Source organism: Moorena sp. SIO4A1 (assembly GCF_010672065.1).
Lineage (GTDB): Bacteria > Cyanobacteriota > Cyanobacteriia > Cyanobacteriales > Coleofasciculaceae > Moorena.
The window spans coordinates 77,932-92,562 of sequence record NZ_JAAHHX010000016.1 but is presented as its reverse complement, the minus strand read 5'-3'; the positions used below and the strand labels follow the sequence as shown (position 1 = coordinate 92,562).

Annotated in this window: 16 protein-coding genes and 1 pseudogene; 8 read left to right on the top strand and 9 right to left on the bottom strand. The window is 43.4% G+C overall.

Annotated features, from left to right (window positions below):
* Window positions 1-183 precede the first annotated feature (183 nt).
* Window positions 184-1,131, top strand: a complete 948-nt coding sequence (locus F6K53_RS15040) for a formylglycine-generating enzyme family protein (protein WP_293081223.1) — start codon at window positions 184-186, stop codon at window positions 1,129-1,131.
* A 221-nt stretch (window positions 1,132-1,352) separates the two neighbouring features.
* Here F6K53_RS15040 and petJ read toward each other — a convergent pair whose 3' ends face one another.
* Window positions 1,353-1,697, bottom strand: a complete 345-nt coding sequence (gene petJ, locus F6K53_RS15035) for a cytochrome c6 PetJ (protein ID WP_293068951.1) — start codon at window positions 1,695-1,697, stop codon at window positions 1,353-1,355.
* 516 nt (window positions 1,698-2,213) lie between these two features.
* Between petJ and F6K53_RS15030 the strand changes: the two genes are divergently transcribed.
* Both F6K53_RS15030 and F6K53_RS15025 read left to right on the top strand, forming a co-directional pair.
* The gene (locus F6K53_RS15030) at window positions 2,214-4,154 is read left to right on the top strand and encodes a hypothetical protein (RefSeq protein ID WP_293068948.1); all 1,941 of its coding nucleotides are present in this window, start codon (window positions 2,214-2,216) and stop codon (window positions 4,152-4,154) included.
* An 85-nt stretch (window positions 4,155-4,239) separates the two neighbouring features.
* Window positions 4,240-5,421: pseudogene (locus F6K53_RS15025) on the top strand (IS630 family transposase).
* Between the two features lie 476 nt (window positions 5,422-5,897).
* On the opposite strand, the gene F6K53_RS15020 reads toward F6K53_RS15025, so the two are convergent.
* From F6K53_RS15020 to F6K53_RS15010, 3 genes are read right to left on the bottom strand one after another with little or no spacing between them, the layout of a single operon-like run.
* Window positions 5,898-6,146 (bottom strand): hypothetical protein, encoded by a 249-nt coding sequence (locus tag F6K53_RS15020; RefSeq protein WP_293064884.1) that lies wholly within the window; start codon window positions 6,144-6,146, stop codon window positions 5,898-5,900.
* Window positions 6,134-6,253 (bottom strand): hypothetical protein, encoded by a 120-nt coding sequence (locus F6K53_RS15015; RefSeq protein ID WP_269087127.1) that lies wholly within the window; start codon window positions 6,251-6,253, stop codon window positions 6,134-6,136. The genes F6K53_RS15020 and F6K53_RS15015 overlap by 13 nt, the downstream gene beginning before the upstream one ends.
* Before the next feature lie 21 nt (window positions 6,254-6,274).
* Entirely contained in the window at window positions 6,275-7,135 is an 861-nt protein-coding gene (locus F6K53_RS15010) for a tetratricopeptide repeat protein (protein ID WP_293064882.1), read from the bottom strand.
* Window positions 7,136-7,344: 209 nt separating this feature from the next.
* On the opposite strand from F6K53_RS15010, the gene F6K53_RS15005 reads away from it, so the two are divergent.
* Both F6K53_RS15005 and F6K53_RS15000 read left to right on the top strand, forming a co-directional pair.
* Entirely contained in the window at window positions 7,345-7,854 is a 510-nt protein-coding gene (locus F6K53_RS15005; protein WP_293064880.1) for a hypothetical protein, read from the top strand.
* A gap of 105 nt (window positions 7,855-7,959) precedes the next feature.
* Entirely contained in the window at window positions 7,960-11,193 is a 3,234-nt protein-coding gene (locus F6K53_RS15000) for an NB-ARC domain-containing protein (protein ID WP_293065041.1), read from the top strand.
* A 185-nt stretch (window positions 11,194-11,378) separates the two neighbouring features.
* On the opposite strand, the gene F6K53_RS14995 is transcribed toward F6K53_RS15000, so the two are convergent.
* From F6K53_RS14995 to F6K53_RS14985, 3 genes are read right to left on the bottom strand one after another with little or no spacing between them, the layout of a single operon-like run.
* Window positions 11,379-11,846: a hypothetical protein gene (locus tag F6K53_RS14995; protein WP_293064878.1), complete on the bottom strand. Its 468-nt coding sequence runs from the start codon at window positions 11,844-11,846 to the stop codon at window positions 11,379-11,381.
* A 2-nt stretch (window positions 11,847-11,848) separates the two neighbouring features.
* Entirely contained in the window at window positions 11,849-12,070 is a 222-nt protein-coding gene (locus F6K53_RS14990; RefSeq protein ID WP_293064875.1) for a hypothetical protein, read from the bottom strand.
* 22 nt (window positions 12,071-12,092) lie between these two features.
* Entirely contained in the window at window positions 12,093-12,269 is a 177-nt protein-coding gene (locus F6K53_RS14985) for a hypothetical protein (protein ID WP_293064872.1), read from the bottom strand.
* Between the two features lie 321 nt (window positions 12,270-12,590).
* On the opposite strand from F6K53_RS14985, the gene F6K53_RS14980 reads away from it, so the two are divergent.
* From F6K53_RS14980 to F6K53_RS14970, 3 genes are all read left to right on the top strand, one after another.
* A complete protein-coding gene (locus F6K53_RS14980; protein WP_293051906.1) occupies window positions 12,591-12,836 on the top strand; it encodes a UPF0175 family protein in 246 nt (81 codons plus the stop codon).
* Window positions 12,833-13,327, top strand: coding sequence for a DUF3368 domain-containing protein (locus F6K53_RS14975; protein WP_075898392.1), 495 nt, complete (start codon window positions 12,833-12,835; stop codon window positions 13,325-13,327). The genes F6K53_RS14980 and F6K53_RS14975 overlap by 4 nt, the downstream gene beginning before the upstream one ends.
* An 88-nt stretch (window positions 13,328-13,415) precedes the next feature.
* On the top strand, window positions 13,416-13,622 hold the full coding sequence (locus F6K53_RS14970) for a type II toxin-antitoxin system HicB family antitoxin (protein WP_075898394.1): 207 nt from the start codon (window positions 13,416-13,418) through the stop codon (window positions 13,620-13,622).
* A gap of 251 nt (window positions 13,623-13,873) precedes the next feature.
* Here F6K53_RS14970 and F6K53_RS14965 read toward each other — a convergent pair whose 3' ends face one another.
* Window positions 13,874-14,434 (bottom strand): Uma2 family endonuclease, encoded by a 561-nt coding sequence (locus F6K53_RS14965; RefSeq protein ID WP_293064867.1) that lies wholly within the window; start codon window positions 14,432-14,434, stop codon window positions 13,874-13,876.
* Window positions 14,435-14,458: 24 nt separating this feature from the next.
* Window positions 14,459-14,614, bottom strand: coding sequence for a hypothetical protein (locus F6K53_RS14960; protein WP_293064864.1), 156 nt, complete (start codon window positions 14,612-14,614; stop codon window positions 14,459-14,461).
* Window positions 14,615-14,631 lie beyond the last annotated feature (17 nt).

Sequence of the window (14,631 nt, the reverse complement as noted above, 5' to 3'; positions counted from 1 at the left end):
GTCAATCATCTCATCGCCCGAACTAAAACGAAACTCTTCAACCGCTCTGCGATCGCCCCGACCCCCCTCTTAGATTACTCTTCTTCAATATCCATGTTTTTCTCTTTGCTTCAGAAGAATTTAACTCGTGATCTTGTTGGCATTTTGCTGGCGGTCTCCCTCCTCTTCCTCTTCCCAACCGTCTTGACTTCGTCACCTTTGGCTTTTGCCGATTCTCCCTGTCCTGAAGGTATGGTGTCGATCCCTGGGGGAACCTTTACGATCGGGTCCGACACCTACTATCCCTCAGAGCGTTCTGCTGTTGATGTGACCGTGGATAGTTTTTGCATCGATCGCCACGAAGTTACCAACGCCGACTATCAAGCATTTGTCCAAGCTACAGGCTACCTCACCGTTGCCGAACGTCCCCTGGCCAAAGACCAATTCCCTGGCTTAAGCGAAGCGCAACGACAGCCCGGTTCCCTGGTGTTTCAGCCCCCTGCACGGGGTATCCAACAAGTAGCTTATTTAAGCTGGTGGGATTGGGTTGTTGGTGCTAATTGGCAACATCCCTACGGACCCGACAGCACCATTAAAGGTTTTGACAACTACCCTGTTGTTCACATTGCCTATGAAGATGCGGTTGCCTATGCCGATTGGATGGGTAAAACGCTCCCCACCGAAGCCCAATGGGAATATGCAGCACGGGGTGGTCTTGACACTGATACCTCGATCCCTGGTGAACAATATGCCCCTCACAAAGCCAACACCTGGCAAGGCTTCTTCCCCTTCTTCAACACCAAAGCCGATGGCTATCTCGGTCCTGCCCCGGTCGAATCCTTCTCTGCCAATGGTTACGGTCTTTACGATATGCTGGGCAACGTTTGGGAATTAACCGCAGATTGGTATGGTGTGGGTCATAGGGGGAAAGATCGCAGCCTCAATCCATTGGGACCGGATCAAGGGAGTAGTTTCGATCCGGAAAAGCCTGATCAAGGGGCACTCCATGTAATTAAAGGCGGATCTTTCCTCTGCGCCCGAAATTATTGTAGCCGTTATCGTCCTGAAGCACGAGAGTCCCAAGCTCCTGATACAGGAACCAATCATGTGGGTTTTCGTTTAGTGGCGATGCCTTGGCACGATGAAGGTTAGGGCTGAAATCGTTATCCTTCTGTCTATCCCAAAGTTACGGCTGACTGCTGAACGCGCACGCGTGCGCATAGCGCATATGCTTACCTTAATTAATTTCGAAATATTCATGGCTGGTGCGTTACGGCGCTCCTGACGTAAACTCTCAACTGTTGGGAGTTGATTACGCCGCGCCTAACGCACCCTACGGGATGATTGATTAAAAACTAGTCACTAAATGCAGCCTACCACTTATCAGCCTGGTCTAAAACATAAGCAGCTACATCTTCAATTTGGGCGGGTTTTAAACGACCACGAAAGGCAGGCATAGCTCCTTTGCCGTTTGTTACTTGTTTGATGATAGCTTTAGTAGGAGACGCGTCATAGTCCTTCAGATATTTCTTCAGGGCCTCCTTCTTCAGCGTTTTCTCGTGCTTGACTACATTTTTGCCGCCCATATGACAAGCATTGCAGTTAGCGTTAAATACGATTTTCCCGTTAGCTGGATTACCAGCAGCTAAAGCGGAATCAGGGAAGCTGAAGGTTATTAAAGCGAAAACTAGCAGAATCGCAATTAGTATTTTTTTCAAAGTGTTTCTCCTCTCAGTATGGCGTTGAGCCAGATATTATCGTAAGCTAAGAGGGGTGACTCGGTCAAACCCCAGGGTGTCAAAGTTATAACAATAATTAACAATTAAATTAACAATTAATAAGATGGGCAATCCCCACTCAGGGGAAACCAAAGAATCAATAAGGCAGCCTTAATATCAATATTATTGATATACCTATGCAATAGTGCTGATAATAAAGGCTGAATAGGGTCATAATATTTGCCCAACTTGAAGGTGATAACCTCTAAAATTTATTAGTAATAAATAGCATTAATGGTACCCTAATTTAGGCAAGTGCGATTGCAAGTATTTAGCGGTCAGCCGTCAGTGGTCAGTGGTCAGCCTTGAGCTGATAACTGATAGCTGATAGCTGAATGCTTAAGTGCGATCGCGTAGCGTGACCTACGGTCAATCGCATCAGCCTCTAAGCCTTGTGATGGAGCAATTTAAAATAAAACAGAGAAAGTCTTAGCATCTAACGACCAACCAACATCCATGAGTCAAACCGAACAAATCCTATCCCAGTTACCTGGTGATGTTCTCGGACGCCTGCGCAGTGCTGACAAAGTCTGGAAAGCCTTACGAGATGGCACAACTCCAATCCCAGAGGTGATTACAGAAACCGAAGAGGGATTAGGCACCCTAGACTTGGATGTAGTAATCTGTGGCGGTACCTTGGGAATTCTGATTGGTGCTGCTCTACAACAGCGAGGCTGGCGAGTTGCCGTAGTTGAACGGGGGGTTTTGCGCGGTAGAGACCAAGAGTGGAATATCTCTCGCCAAGAACTGGAGGTATTCCTGGAACTTGACTTACTCTCAACGGCGGAATTAGAGAATGCGATCGCATCCGAGTATAACCCAGCTCGGATCAGTTTTTTCCAGGGTCCTGATTTCTTGGTAAAGGACGTACTCAACATTGGTGTTGACCCAGTCTTTCTGCTCGATACCCTCAAAGCCAAATTTTTAGCTGCTGGCGGTAAGCTCTTTGAAAAGACATCCTTTACACAAGCCACTATTCATCCCGATGGCGTCTCAATGGGGTTGAAGGTTAACCAGTTGGAGGTTGACCCTTTGGAGGTTGAAAGGTTGAAGGTTGAAAGGTTGAAGGTTGACCCGTTGGAGGTTGAAAGGTTGAAGGTTGACCCGTTGGAGGTTGAAAGGTTGAAGGTTGACCCGTTGGAGGTTGAAAGGTTGAAGGTTGAAAGGTTGAAGGTTGAAAGGTTGAAGGTTGAAAGTTCTAACTTGGAACCTTCAACCGATACTAACTTGGAACCTTCAACCGATACTAACCTCGAACCTTCAACCAACACTAACCTTCAACCTTCAACCAACACTAACCTCCAACCTTCAACCAACACTAACCTCCAACCTTCAACCGATACTAACCTTCAACCTTCAACCAACACTAACCTCCAACCTTCAACCGATACTAACCTTCAACCTGTAACCGAACTTAAGGCTCGCTTACTGATAGATGCCATGGGACATTTTTCCCCAATTGTTAAGCAAGTCAGGCAAGGTCAGAAACCAGAAGGGGTTTGTTTAGTGGTTGGTAGCTGTGCTCAAGGCTATCCTAAAAATGACATGGGGGATTTGATAGTATCCTTCACTCCTATCCAAAATCAATGTCAATATTTCTGGGAAGCATTTCCAGCCCGGGATGGTAGAACCACCTATTTATTTACCTACTTAGATGCTAATCCCGAACGTCCTAGTTTAGAATTTTTATGTGACGAATACTTCCGTCTCTTACCAGAATACCAGGGAGTAGACTTATCCCAACTTGACTTTAAACGAGTACTATTTGGCTTTTTTCCTTCCTATCAAAAAAGTCCCCTAAGAATGCCTTGGAATCGGATTTTACCGATAGGGGATAGCAGTGGTGGGCAATCACCAGTCAGTTTTGGTGGATTTGGTTCCATGGTCAGACATTTAAAGCGTCTTAGTAACGGAATTCATGAAGCCTTAGATTATGATTTGCTAGACCGCAATGCCTTAGCCCAACTACAACCCTATCAGCCTAATATTGGGGTAACCTGGATGTTTCAACGGACGATGAGTGTTGGCATCAAGCAACAACTAGCACCAAATCAAATTAATCAATTACTCACTGGTGTATTCCAAGCCATGGCAAACCTGGGAGATGATGTGCTTAAGCCCTTCCTCCAAGATGTAGTGAAGTTTTCAGGATTATCTAAAACCCTATTTGTGACATCATTAACTAAACCAGGATTAGTGGTGCCAGTGATTCCTCAAGTAGGATTAACCATGCTATTGGATTGGATGGTTCATTATAGTAATTTAGCCGTTTACAGTAGTTTGTATCCAGCAGGTAAATTACTCAGTGGCATGTTGACTACTTTGCCACCGAAACCAAGATATTATTACCACCGTTGGCTGGAAGCATGGCGCTATGGGTCTGGGGGTGATTATTAATTTAGGCAATAGGCAATAGGCAATAGTTGGGTAGTGGCGTGGCAAGCTTAAAATAGTGTAATAGACAGAAAACAAACTGGATAATATGGGAAGAGGTCGTCGGGTAATGGTTTTTCTAACTTCAGACCAGAGAGAAAAACTGGAAGGAATTAGTCGTAATGGTCATGCACCGACAAAGAAAATACTTCATGCTCAGGTTTTATTGATGTGTGATGAAAGTACTCAAGCTAAACAAAAATGGACAGATGAAGAAATCAGTTCGGCATTAAATGTGCATCGTAACACAGTAGGCAGGAAAAGGAAAAGGTTTTTACAGCAAGGAATGAACCCGTGCTTGAATCGTCGTCAGCGCATTTCCCAACCCCTACCACCGAAACTGAAGGTCGAACAATTTGCCCAACTAATCGCAATATGATTGCTCCACACCACCATTAGGTAGAGCGCACTGGAGCTTGAGGCTATTAACTAAAGAATTGAAAACACGAGGAATAGTCACGGAAATTTCTCATGAAACAGTACGTAGCTATCTAAAAAAAACCAACTACGTCCGTGGAAAAAACAACGTTTTTGTATTCCCGAAAGAGATGAACGCCCGCTTCGTGGCAGAAATGGAAGTTGTTCTCGATATCTTTTGCAGCCAACATAGCCCAAGTGAGCCTCTGATTTGTATGGATGAAGCAGCGATACAACTAACTGGACATCTAATCGAACCAATTAAAATGCAACCAGGTCATGATGCCAAGGAGGATTATCACTACACACGCGTTGGGACTCAAGCTTTATTTATGTTCTTTGACCCCAAGGTCGGATGGCGAAGAGGAACGTAACCGTGACAGTCGTACCAGTATTGATTGGGCAGAAGAGATTAGGCAATTATTGGATGTAGACTATCCCCAAGCAAACATTGTTAAATTACTCTGCGATAATCTCAATACTCATAACATCGCTTCTCTCTACAAAGCTTGGACCGCAGCAGAAGCACACACGGCCAGAAGATTAGAGATTTATCATACACCTCGTAATGGCAGTTGGCTTAATGTTGCCGAGATAGAACGAGCGTGTTTTGTCACAGCAATGCCTGGCTCGACGTATTCCCACATCCCTTGAAACTAGCATCGGAATTAAATGCGTGGCAAAAAGAACGCGCATCGCACAGCTAGTAAGGTAATTTGGCATTTCACAACCCAAGATGCACGAATTAAATTGAAGCATCAATATCGCTGTTTTTGAAGATGTTGAATCCGACAATTCTAATGCATCAAATTAAGCTTGCCACGCCAGTAGGGTGCGTTAGGGACGGGCTCGCCGTGATTGTCACGGTCGCCAGGGTTGGGATAGCCCGTCCCGTAACGCACCACCGGCTCAAACCCCTTGAACAAGATGCACCGAGCCAGTTGGGTAGGGTGCGTTAGGGACGGAAAGCCTCTGATTTTATCAGTAGCCAGTATTGGGACAGTCCGTCCCGTAACGCACCACCGGGTCAAACCCATTGAATAAGATGCACCCAGCCAGGATTGATGATCGTGATCTTTTTGGCATCATGGAAGTAACTCCTATTTAGGTGGGAGGAAAACCGCGCTGATGTTGATTAAGGCTGTTACCAGCGCGGTTATTAGTATCGGTCTTTACCTTCTATAGTATAGATAACTCCTGGGAAAAATGCAAGGGATAATTAAAAGTTTTTACATTTCTTTACAAATATTATGTTTCGCGATTTATGGACTCAATTATGTGTAATTTATTTTATTTTTTTGAGTTAGCTGTGTTAATGAGCAACACCTTAACCAAAATCACCAATGCCCCTTTGTTTTTTTTGTGTAGGGTTAGATGTAAACCTAGGATATCTTTTTTGATTAGACAATAAAACTGAGAATCTCTTTCTCCTCTTGCCTGTTGCCTGTTGCCTGTTGCCTGTTGCCTGTTGCCTGTTGCCTCTTGGCCTTTGGGAGTATGTTCACAACCCAGATACAACGCGCTTATTACTTCCAGCACTCTAATTTTAGATTCCTGACTTCATTCATTTTTCGATAATCTCTATCTTCTGAAACAATAATTAAATTATGTTGTATGGCTGTGCAAGCTATCCATAAATCGTTGATACGTACTCCGGCATCCTCTATTTATTCCCTAACTCGGTTGACATAGTCCAAACACTCTTGAAAATCATCTCCAGCCCAAGTTGGTGAAGTTTTTAGCCAATCTAAGAGGTTTGTGACTGGATACTTTTGATGAGATAGTTGATAATTGTCAATCTGCCACAAAATTACCCTTGCCGTATTTCTGATATCCATAAGATAGTTTTTGGCTGCGTCTGGAAGCTCATTTTGTTCAGATGCCAAGGCAGAAGCTTGCAAAATTGCCATTAATCTACGTTTAATACGTTCTAGATAGTCCTTGGAGAAGTCAAAGATATGCTTTTCCAAAACTGTTGATAATCTAGACAGTCCTGTGTAAAGACTACTGAATTTATTAACAGTATCGATTTCAAGTGCTCGTTCAAAAGCCTGCTGTGCTTGATCTAATTTACCCTGTTGTTGGAGCACTTCTACTAAATGGTTCAATCCCATAGCAAGTAATGATTGATTATTGAGGGCTTCAGCGATCGCAATTTCTCGTTCAAAAGCCTGCTGTGCTTGATCTAATTTACCCTGTTGTTGGAGTAATCGTCCTAAACGATTCCACCCCATAGCAAGTAATGATTGATTATTGAGGGTTTGGGCAGTCGCGATTTGACCATTTAGTTCAAATTCATCTCCCAGAGCTGCTATTAAAGGCTGACCCTTGTGTTCTGATCCAATTCGACCCAAATCCTCTACAAAATTAATTCTTTCGATAATTTGCTTGAATTCAGCATAAAATCCTTCTTGATTAGATTGCTCCAGATTCCTCAATTTTGCCTCGCTTATTGCTAAATATTCGATAATCAAGTGCTCGTTATTTAGAACTAATTTAGTTAATTCTTCTTCTGGTAAGATTAGCATTAGTTAAACTACTTTTAATGATATAATATAAGTTGAGTATAGCATGTAAGCATATGCGTAGCACATAAGCTGATAGCTGATAGCTGATAGCTGATAGCTGAATGCTTACTATAGCATTTACCTACTCCCTACTCCCGATTCCCTACTCCCTGCTCCCTGCTCCCTTTGCTAAAGTTATATAATAAAACTATCAATCATCTCTTTCAACTATGGAACCATTAGCCGCTGCCGTTGTCGCTATTTCTACTGTGCTCGCCACTAAAGCCCTAGAAAAAACTGGGGAAAATGTCGGGCAAGTTGTCTGGGACCAGACTAACCAGTTTGTGGAATCCCTGAGAAGCCAGTCTCCAGATACAGTAATGGCGATCGAGCAAGCTCCAGGGCAACCTCTTAATTATGCCGAAGTGGTATTGGAAGTAGAAGCAGCAGCCAAGCAAAATCCCGAAGTTGCCCAAGCCATCGAGGGTTTGGTGACTACTGTTGATGCTGAAGCTTTGCCTAACTTAGAGGAAATTATTGAAAAGATTACCAAAGCCTTGGAATCCCACCAGGCTACTAGTGAGACTTACAACATTGAGAACATAATTGAAAACGTGGAGAACTTTGCCAAAGGGGATATTAATCAAGGTAATACTAATATTGGAAGAGATAGTATTGGAAGAGATAGTATTGGAGGAGATAGTATTGGAAGAGACAAAATAACTAATAATTATAATTGACTACAGTCGCCTGGGAGGCAGGTTAACCAAACTCGAACAAATCAAGCACCCCCACTACCTGCGTATTATGTCGAACGCCCGGAAGTAAGCCAACGACTAAAACAAATTCTGTTATCCCAAGAAACCGCTAGAGCTGGCACTTTAGTAGTTAGTGCCATCTATGGCTTAGGAGGCATTGGGAAATCCACCATTACTGCCGCCTTAGCCCATGATTCAGAGGTTCAATCCCATTTTCCCGATGGGATTTTTTGGGCAACCTTAGGTCAGCAACCTGATATTTTATCCTTTCTAAGTACGTGGATACAGGCATTAGGAGATTATGACTTCAAAGCGATTAATATTGATAGCGCTTCTTTACAATTAAGAACGTTATTATCTGATAAAAAAGCCTTGCTAGTCGTGGATGATGTTTGGCATCCTGACCATGTTGAACCCTTTCGAGTAGTAGGGGGTGGCTGTCGGGTTTTAGTGACCACCAGAGAAGCTCCGGTTAACGGTGCGATTCGCTATGATTTAGACGTGATGACTCTAAATCAATCCTTGGAGTTATTAACCGCTTGTTTCAACAATGAGTTAACTAATCAAGAACTCAACTATGCTGAAATCTTAGCTAAAACTGTGGGCTACTTACCCCTAGCCTTAGAATTAGCGGCTGCCCAAGTTAGGGATGGATTCTCTTGGGAAGAGTTACTGGATGAGTTACAAGCAGAAATTGCTGACTTAGAAGCCTTGGATCGATTGGAAGCAGAGGAAGAACCAAATGACGCCAAGCGCAAAAACTACAGTCTAGTGGCTTCCTTTAATCTCAGTTTAAAGCGATTATCCCCCGAGAGATTGAAAAAATTTGCTTGGTTAGGGGTACTGCCGGAGGATGTCACCATTACTGAAACCATGGCGACTACCTTATGGAACTGTAATTCAGTTAAAGCTAAAAAGACTTTACGATACTTAAGACAAAAAGCGTTATTACTACCAGGGGTCTCTAGTACAAAAAAAACTAACTATCGCCTCCATGACCTGTTACATGATTTAGCCCGTAATCTGCTACAACCAGAGCTAGGATTATCAATCCCCGAAGCCCATCAGCAATTAGTAGAACGTTATCAAACTAAGATCGAAAACGGATTATGGCATACCTTACCCGATGATGGTTACATCTATAACCACTTAACCTGGCACCTAGAGAAAGCCCAAAAGATAGATCAAATTCATCAACTCCTGAAAGAAGAAACTCCAGAAGAAGATAACGGTTGGTATTGGCAGTGTGATAGACAAGGAAAAACTGCCAATTTTATCAAGGATGTATCGAGAGCTTGGGCAATAGCAGCAGCTAAGTTTAAGGAAAATCCTACAGAATCGATTAGTTTACAGTGCCGGTATGCTCTGATTACGACATCCCTCAACAGTTTAGCTGGAAATATTCCTCCAGAGTTAATGGCTGCATTACTTAAGAACAAAATCTGGACGCCAGCCCAAGCACTAGCTTATGTGCGACAGAGCAAAGATTATGAACGTCAAGTAGAAGGTTTAAAGGTAATTAGTGAGTATCTTCCGTCTTCTTTATTAGCGGAAGCGTTAGATTGCGTCAGAGGGATTTGGGATGAATACTACCAAGCAAAAGCCTTAGTAGACTTAGCCCCCCACTTACCGGATGTGTTGTTACACCAAGCCTTAGATTGCGCCAGAGGGATTTCCTATAAAAGATACCGAGCCGATGCCTTAGTGGCCTTAGCCCCCCACTTATCCGAAGTGTTACCTCAAGCCTTAGATTGCGCCAGAGGGATTGACTATGAATCAGACCGAGCCAGAGCCTTAGCAGCCTTAGCCCCCCATTTACCGGAAGTGTTGTTAGCCCAAACCTTAGATTGGGCCAGAGGGATTTCGGATAAATCCCACCGAGCTTTCGCCTTAGGAGCCTTAGCCCCCCACTTACCGAATGTGTTACCAGAAGCCTTAGATTGCGCCAGAGGGATTGACCATGAATACTCCCGAGCTTTAGCCTTAAGAGCCTTAGCCCCCCACTTACCCGATGTGTTGTTACCCCAAGCCTTAGATTGCGCCAGAGGGCTTTCCAATGAATACTACCGAGTCAAAGCCTTAAGAGCCTTAGCCCCCCACTTACCCGATGTGTTGTTACCCCAAGCCTTAGATTGCGCCAGAGGCATTGGGTATAAATACGACCGAGCCGATGCTTTAGTAGCCTTAGCCCCCCACTTCCCGGATGTGTTACCCCAAGCCTTAGATTGCGCCAGAGGGCTTGACCATGAATACTCCCGAGCTTTAGCCTTAGTGGCCTTAGCCTCCCACTTCCCCGATGTATTACCAGAAGCCTTAGATTGCGCCAGAGGGCTTTTCGATGAAGACTTCCGAGCCCATGCCTTAGTGGCCTTAGCCTCCCACTTACCCGATGTATTACCAGAAGCCTTAGATTGCGCCACAGGGCTTTCCAATGAATACTACCGAGTCAAAGCCTTAGTGGCCTTAGCCCCCCACTTCCCCGATGTATTACCGGAAGCCTTAGATTGCGCCAGAGGGATTTCCGATGAATACTACCGAGCCCATGCCTTAGTAGCCTTAGCCCCCCACTTACCCGATGTGTTGTTACCTCAAGCCTTAGATTGCGCCAGAGGGCTTTTCGATGACAGATACCGAGTCAATGCCTTAGTGGCCTTAGCCTCCCACTTACCTGATGTGTTATCGGAATTAGATTGCGCCAGAGGGATTGACCATGAATACTTCCGAGCCCATGCCTTAAGAGCCTTAGCCCCCCACTTACCTGATGTGTTGTTACCCCAAGCCTTAGATTGCGCCAGAGGGCTTTCCAATGAATCAGACCGAGCCAGAGCCTTAGTAGCCTTAGCCCCCCACTTACCTGATGTGTTGTTACCCCAAGCCTTAGATTGCGCCAGAGGGCTTTCCAATGAATCAGACCGAGCCAGAGCCTTAGTGGCCTTAGCCCCTCACTTACCGGATGTGTTGTTATCCCAAGCCTTAGATTGCGCCAGACGGATTTGGCATCAAGAATACCGAGCCGATGCCTTAATTGCTTTAGCCCCCCACTTACCTGATGTGTTATCGGAAGCCTTAGATTGCGCCAGAGGGATTGACTATGAATCAGACCGAGTCAATGCCTTACAGGACTTAATTAAGATATTCACTCCTTCGTCCGTTGATTTTCCTCTTTGGCAACAAATTCTTGATAGTTTAGCTAGTCTAACCCGTCCCTATTTTCTTAGAGCTCTTCCTCAATTAGCTCCTTTAATCATCGAGCTTGGGGGTATTGAAGCCCTAAGAGAAACAGTGGCAGCGGTTGATGATGTTAGTCGATGGTGGAAATAGGGAAAAGGGAGTAGGGAGTAGGGAGTAGGGAGTAGGGAAGAGTTAATCAAGGATAGAGGAATTATGATTAGCCTTACTGGGTGTGGCGTGGATGGGTGTTAGGATTCAGTTGATGCCTGTGCCATGGGGAATAATTGCACTGAAATAAAGTTCATAAAATACAGAGCAACATCGCATCCCTAATTTCAAAATCTAATATCTTGCCATCGTCGAGACTCAAGGAAACGACTTAGATGTTTAACGTTAGTGGTAGCAATAACTAAACGTTGTCCTAAATTTTCTTGTTGAAATAGTTGACACTGAGCAGCAATTATCACATCATTATCAAGAGTTTTGTCATCAGCGGTCGGCATTCCTTGATGGCGAGACATTGCCCAAAGTTGAGCAGCATGACGCATAACCGGTTGAGTTATCGGTAGAAAGTCAATGATATTGCCCATCTCATCAAGATTAGCTAAACCTTGATGTAATGGTTTTCTCATGCCATCTAAGATTAAACTTCTTCTAACTTCATAATCACACAAATCAGAACTCAGTACATAAACTCCTCTAGCTAAAAGAGAGTAAAGCCATTGCTGACATTGTTGTGCTTCTAATTTGTCATTGGGAGAAGATAATAACCCTAAAACGCCTGTATCGACAAAAACAATCATTATTAGCTATATAGCTTAGAGCCTTCTGGACGAAAACTATCAAGAATTTGTTTAAATTTCTCTAAATCTTCCTGTCTAATTTTAGCTTCTTCTTGTGTGATTTCCTCTTCAAGGCGTTTTCTTAGCCATGCCAGAGCAGGTTGATTGAGTTGAATTTGTTCTTCGACAGTTTTCCCTCTATGTCTTAAGTAGGGAGCAAAATGACTTTGAGTATTGGTTGCCATAGATTTTAACACCTTGTTTACTTCATGCTTTACTTAATTTAGTATAGCGCTTATCAATGCCCTTGCGGTTACGCTGGAGTTGGTGCAGCAGGGGTTCAATAGCAGCAGTGAAGGGTTGACGAGGTAGATCGATATGCGATCGCACAAAGGTACAGTCAAATTCAGCCAAGATATCTTCGATGGGTTTAGGGAAGGTCAAAATATTGGCATTAGCTGTAAGGCTGTCCAGCTTTGAGAATGCGGCGGCGGTTCATTTGTAGAGTAACTTAACTACTATAATTTTACAGTATTTTTCAATGGGGTAAACTAGAAAGTTCTGGGTTTTAGGGAATCGGGAGTCGGGAATCGGGAGTAGGGAGTAGGGAGTAGGGAGTAGGGAAGAGATAAGAGTTAATCAACGATAGAGGAATTATGATTAGCCTGACTGGGTGTGGCGTGGATGGGTGTTATAATGCAGTTGAAGTTTCTGATAAAATTAAAGTAACTGTTGATAATCGACTAATTACTTATCAGTGTAGCTATGAGTGTAGTTATCCCTGACGATATTGTCCAAGCTAGCCAAATGACTGAGGGTGAGTTCAAACTTGAAATTGCCCTGATGCTGTATAAGCAAGACAAAATTAGCAGTGGCAAAGTCCGTGCCTGGACGGGGTTAACCGTGATTGAATTTCAGCATGAACTTGCCAAGCGCGGTTTAGATTTGAATTATGATGTTGCTGATTTTGAAGCAGACCTTAAAACCATACAATCGATGAGTTTGCTGTGATTATTATTAGCGATACATCACCCATTACTAATCTAGCAGGCATCAATCAACTTAACCTCTTGCATCGCTTATATGGTTCTGTTATTATTCCCGTTGCTGTCTACAATGAAATGGTTGGTATCGGTAAAATTGTACCTGGAACAGTAGAAGTCCAAACCTTATCTTGGATTAAAACTCAGGCTGTTTCAGATAGGCAGCAAGTTGTCATACTTCAGGAAAGTCAAGAAACCATCGATTTAGGTGAAGCAGAAGCGATCGTATTAGCACTGGAAATGGATGCCGATTTGCTACTGATGGATGAGCGACGGGGACGAACAGTTGCTCAAGAATTGGGGTTAACTATTGTGGGGTTACTGGGCATTCTGGTGCAAGCCAAGAAAAGTAATTTAATTCCGGCGGTTAAACCATTAATGGATCAATTGATTGAAACAATGGACTTTCGTATTAGTTCTCAATTGTACCACGCAATTCTCCAAGCTACCGATGAATAAAGTACATTATAAAATTAAAAGAGGCAGGACTTTATCCTTCTTGGGTTTTAGGGAGTTGGGAGTCGAGAGTCGAGAATAGAGAAGAGCCATGAAATATAGCATTTTAATTCAATGGTCAGAGGAAGATAACTCTTATGTGGCTAGTTTACCCGAATGGGGTAACTATGCTCGTACCCACGGTGACACCTATGAGGAAGCTCTTGAGAATGCTAAGGAAGTTTTAGAGGATTTGGTATACGCCTATAGCCAAGTTAATAAAGAGTTACCAACTCCAAAGATACTAGAGGTAGCCTGAAATTAGCCTAAAAGTAAGTATTCAGGTATTAGCTGAATGCTTACACTCCCTAAAAACTTAGAACTTTATACCTAACTGAATTGCAAACCGCTGTAATTAAACTGTTGTTATTTGTGAATAATTTAATAAAGGTAACTCTTTACCTCTAGCTTGGTAATCTTCTACTAAAAGCTCTAACACTTCTTATAAGCAGTCAGCTGACGGCTGACGACTGTTCGCGTAGCGTGAGCTTTTAGCTCACGGCTGACGGCTTATGTTACATCTTCATACAAAGCCTCAAGACTAGTCCGAAAATCCACAGTTTCTAGATTAATCTCACTGCCCGGATAATAAAATTGCAATGTCCAAACTCCCTCGGAATTCCGGCGAAAGCAATCTAAGCGTTTACGATTTTGGCTAATTAAAACATATTCCACCAAGGTTTCTAACTGTTGATAGTCAGAAAATTTGTCACCCCGGTCAAAGGCTTCAGTCTTGGGAGATAAAACTTCTACAATTAAACAAGGATATTTTTTATAATTAGCCAATTCTCGGTCTCTGGCATCGCAAGTCACCATAACATCAGGATAATAATAACTATTGGATGCTTCAACATAAGTTTTCATATCTGCCATATAAACCCGACAGCCAGTGCCCCTGACATGATTTCTTAAGGCTGAAGCCAGGTTAAGGGCAATAGTAACATGGGCATCACTAGCGCCAGCCATAGCATAGACTTCTCCATCAATATACTCATGTTTGATGGCACTATCTTCTTCGTAGGATAGATACTCTTCTTTGGAAATGTAATTGGGGATTTTATCAGCAATCATGATAGTTTCAATACAGTGACTTTATTAGTATAGAATAAAGGGAGTAGGGAGTAGGGAGTAGGGAGTAGGGAGTAGGGAGTAGGGAGTAGGGAGTAGGGAGTAGGGGAAAGAGTGTGGGGAGTGTGGGTAGAGAGGATACTGAAGAAGTAATTTTCGATAATTGGGTATAGTTAAAGACATTGTATTGATGCAGTCGA

Coding starts and splice junctions, on each gene's coding strand:
- F6K53_RS15030 (WP_293068948.1), top strand. CDS start 2,214: ATGAGTCAAACCGAACAAATCCTATCCCAGTTACCTGGTGATGTTCTC.
- F6K53_RS15010 (WP_293064882.1), bottom strand. CDS start 7,135: ATGCTAATCTTACCAGAAGAAGAATTAACTAAATTAGTTCTAAATAAC.
- F6K53_RS15005 (WP_293064880.1), top strand. CDS start 7,345: ATGGAACCATTAGCCGCTGCCGTTGTCGCTATTTCTACTGTGCTCGCC.
- F6K53_RS14995 (WP_293064878.1), bottom strand. CDS start 11,846: ATGATTGTTTTTGTCGATACAGGCGTTTTAGGGTTATTATCTTCTCCC.
- F6K53_RS14990 (WP_293064875.1), bottom strand. CDS start 12,070: ATGGCAACCAATACTCAAAGTCATTTTGCTCCCTACTTAAGACATAGA.
- F6K53_RS14980 (WP_293051906.1), top strand. CDS start 12,591: ATGAGTGTAGTTATCCCTGACGATATTGTCCAAGCTAGCCAAATGACT.
- F6K53_RS14970 (WP_075898394.1), top strand. CDS start 13,416: ATGAAATATAGCATTTTAATTCAATGGTCAGAGGAAGATAACTCTTAT.
- F6K53_RS14965 (WP_293064867.1), bottom strand. CDS start 14,434: ATGATTGCTGATAAAATCCCCAATTACATTTCCAAAGAAGAGTATCTA.
- F6K53_RS14960 (WP_293064864.1), bottom strand. CDS start 14,614: ATGTCTTTAACTATACCCAATTATCGAAAATTACTTCTTCAGTATCCT.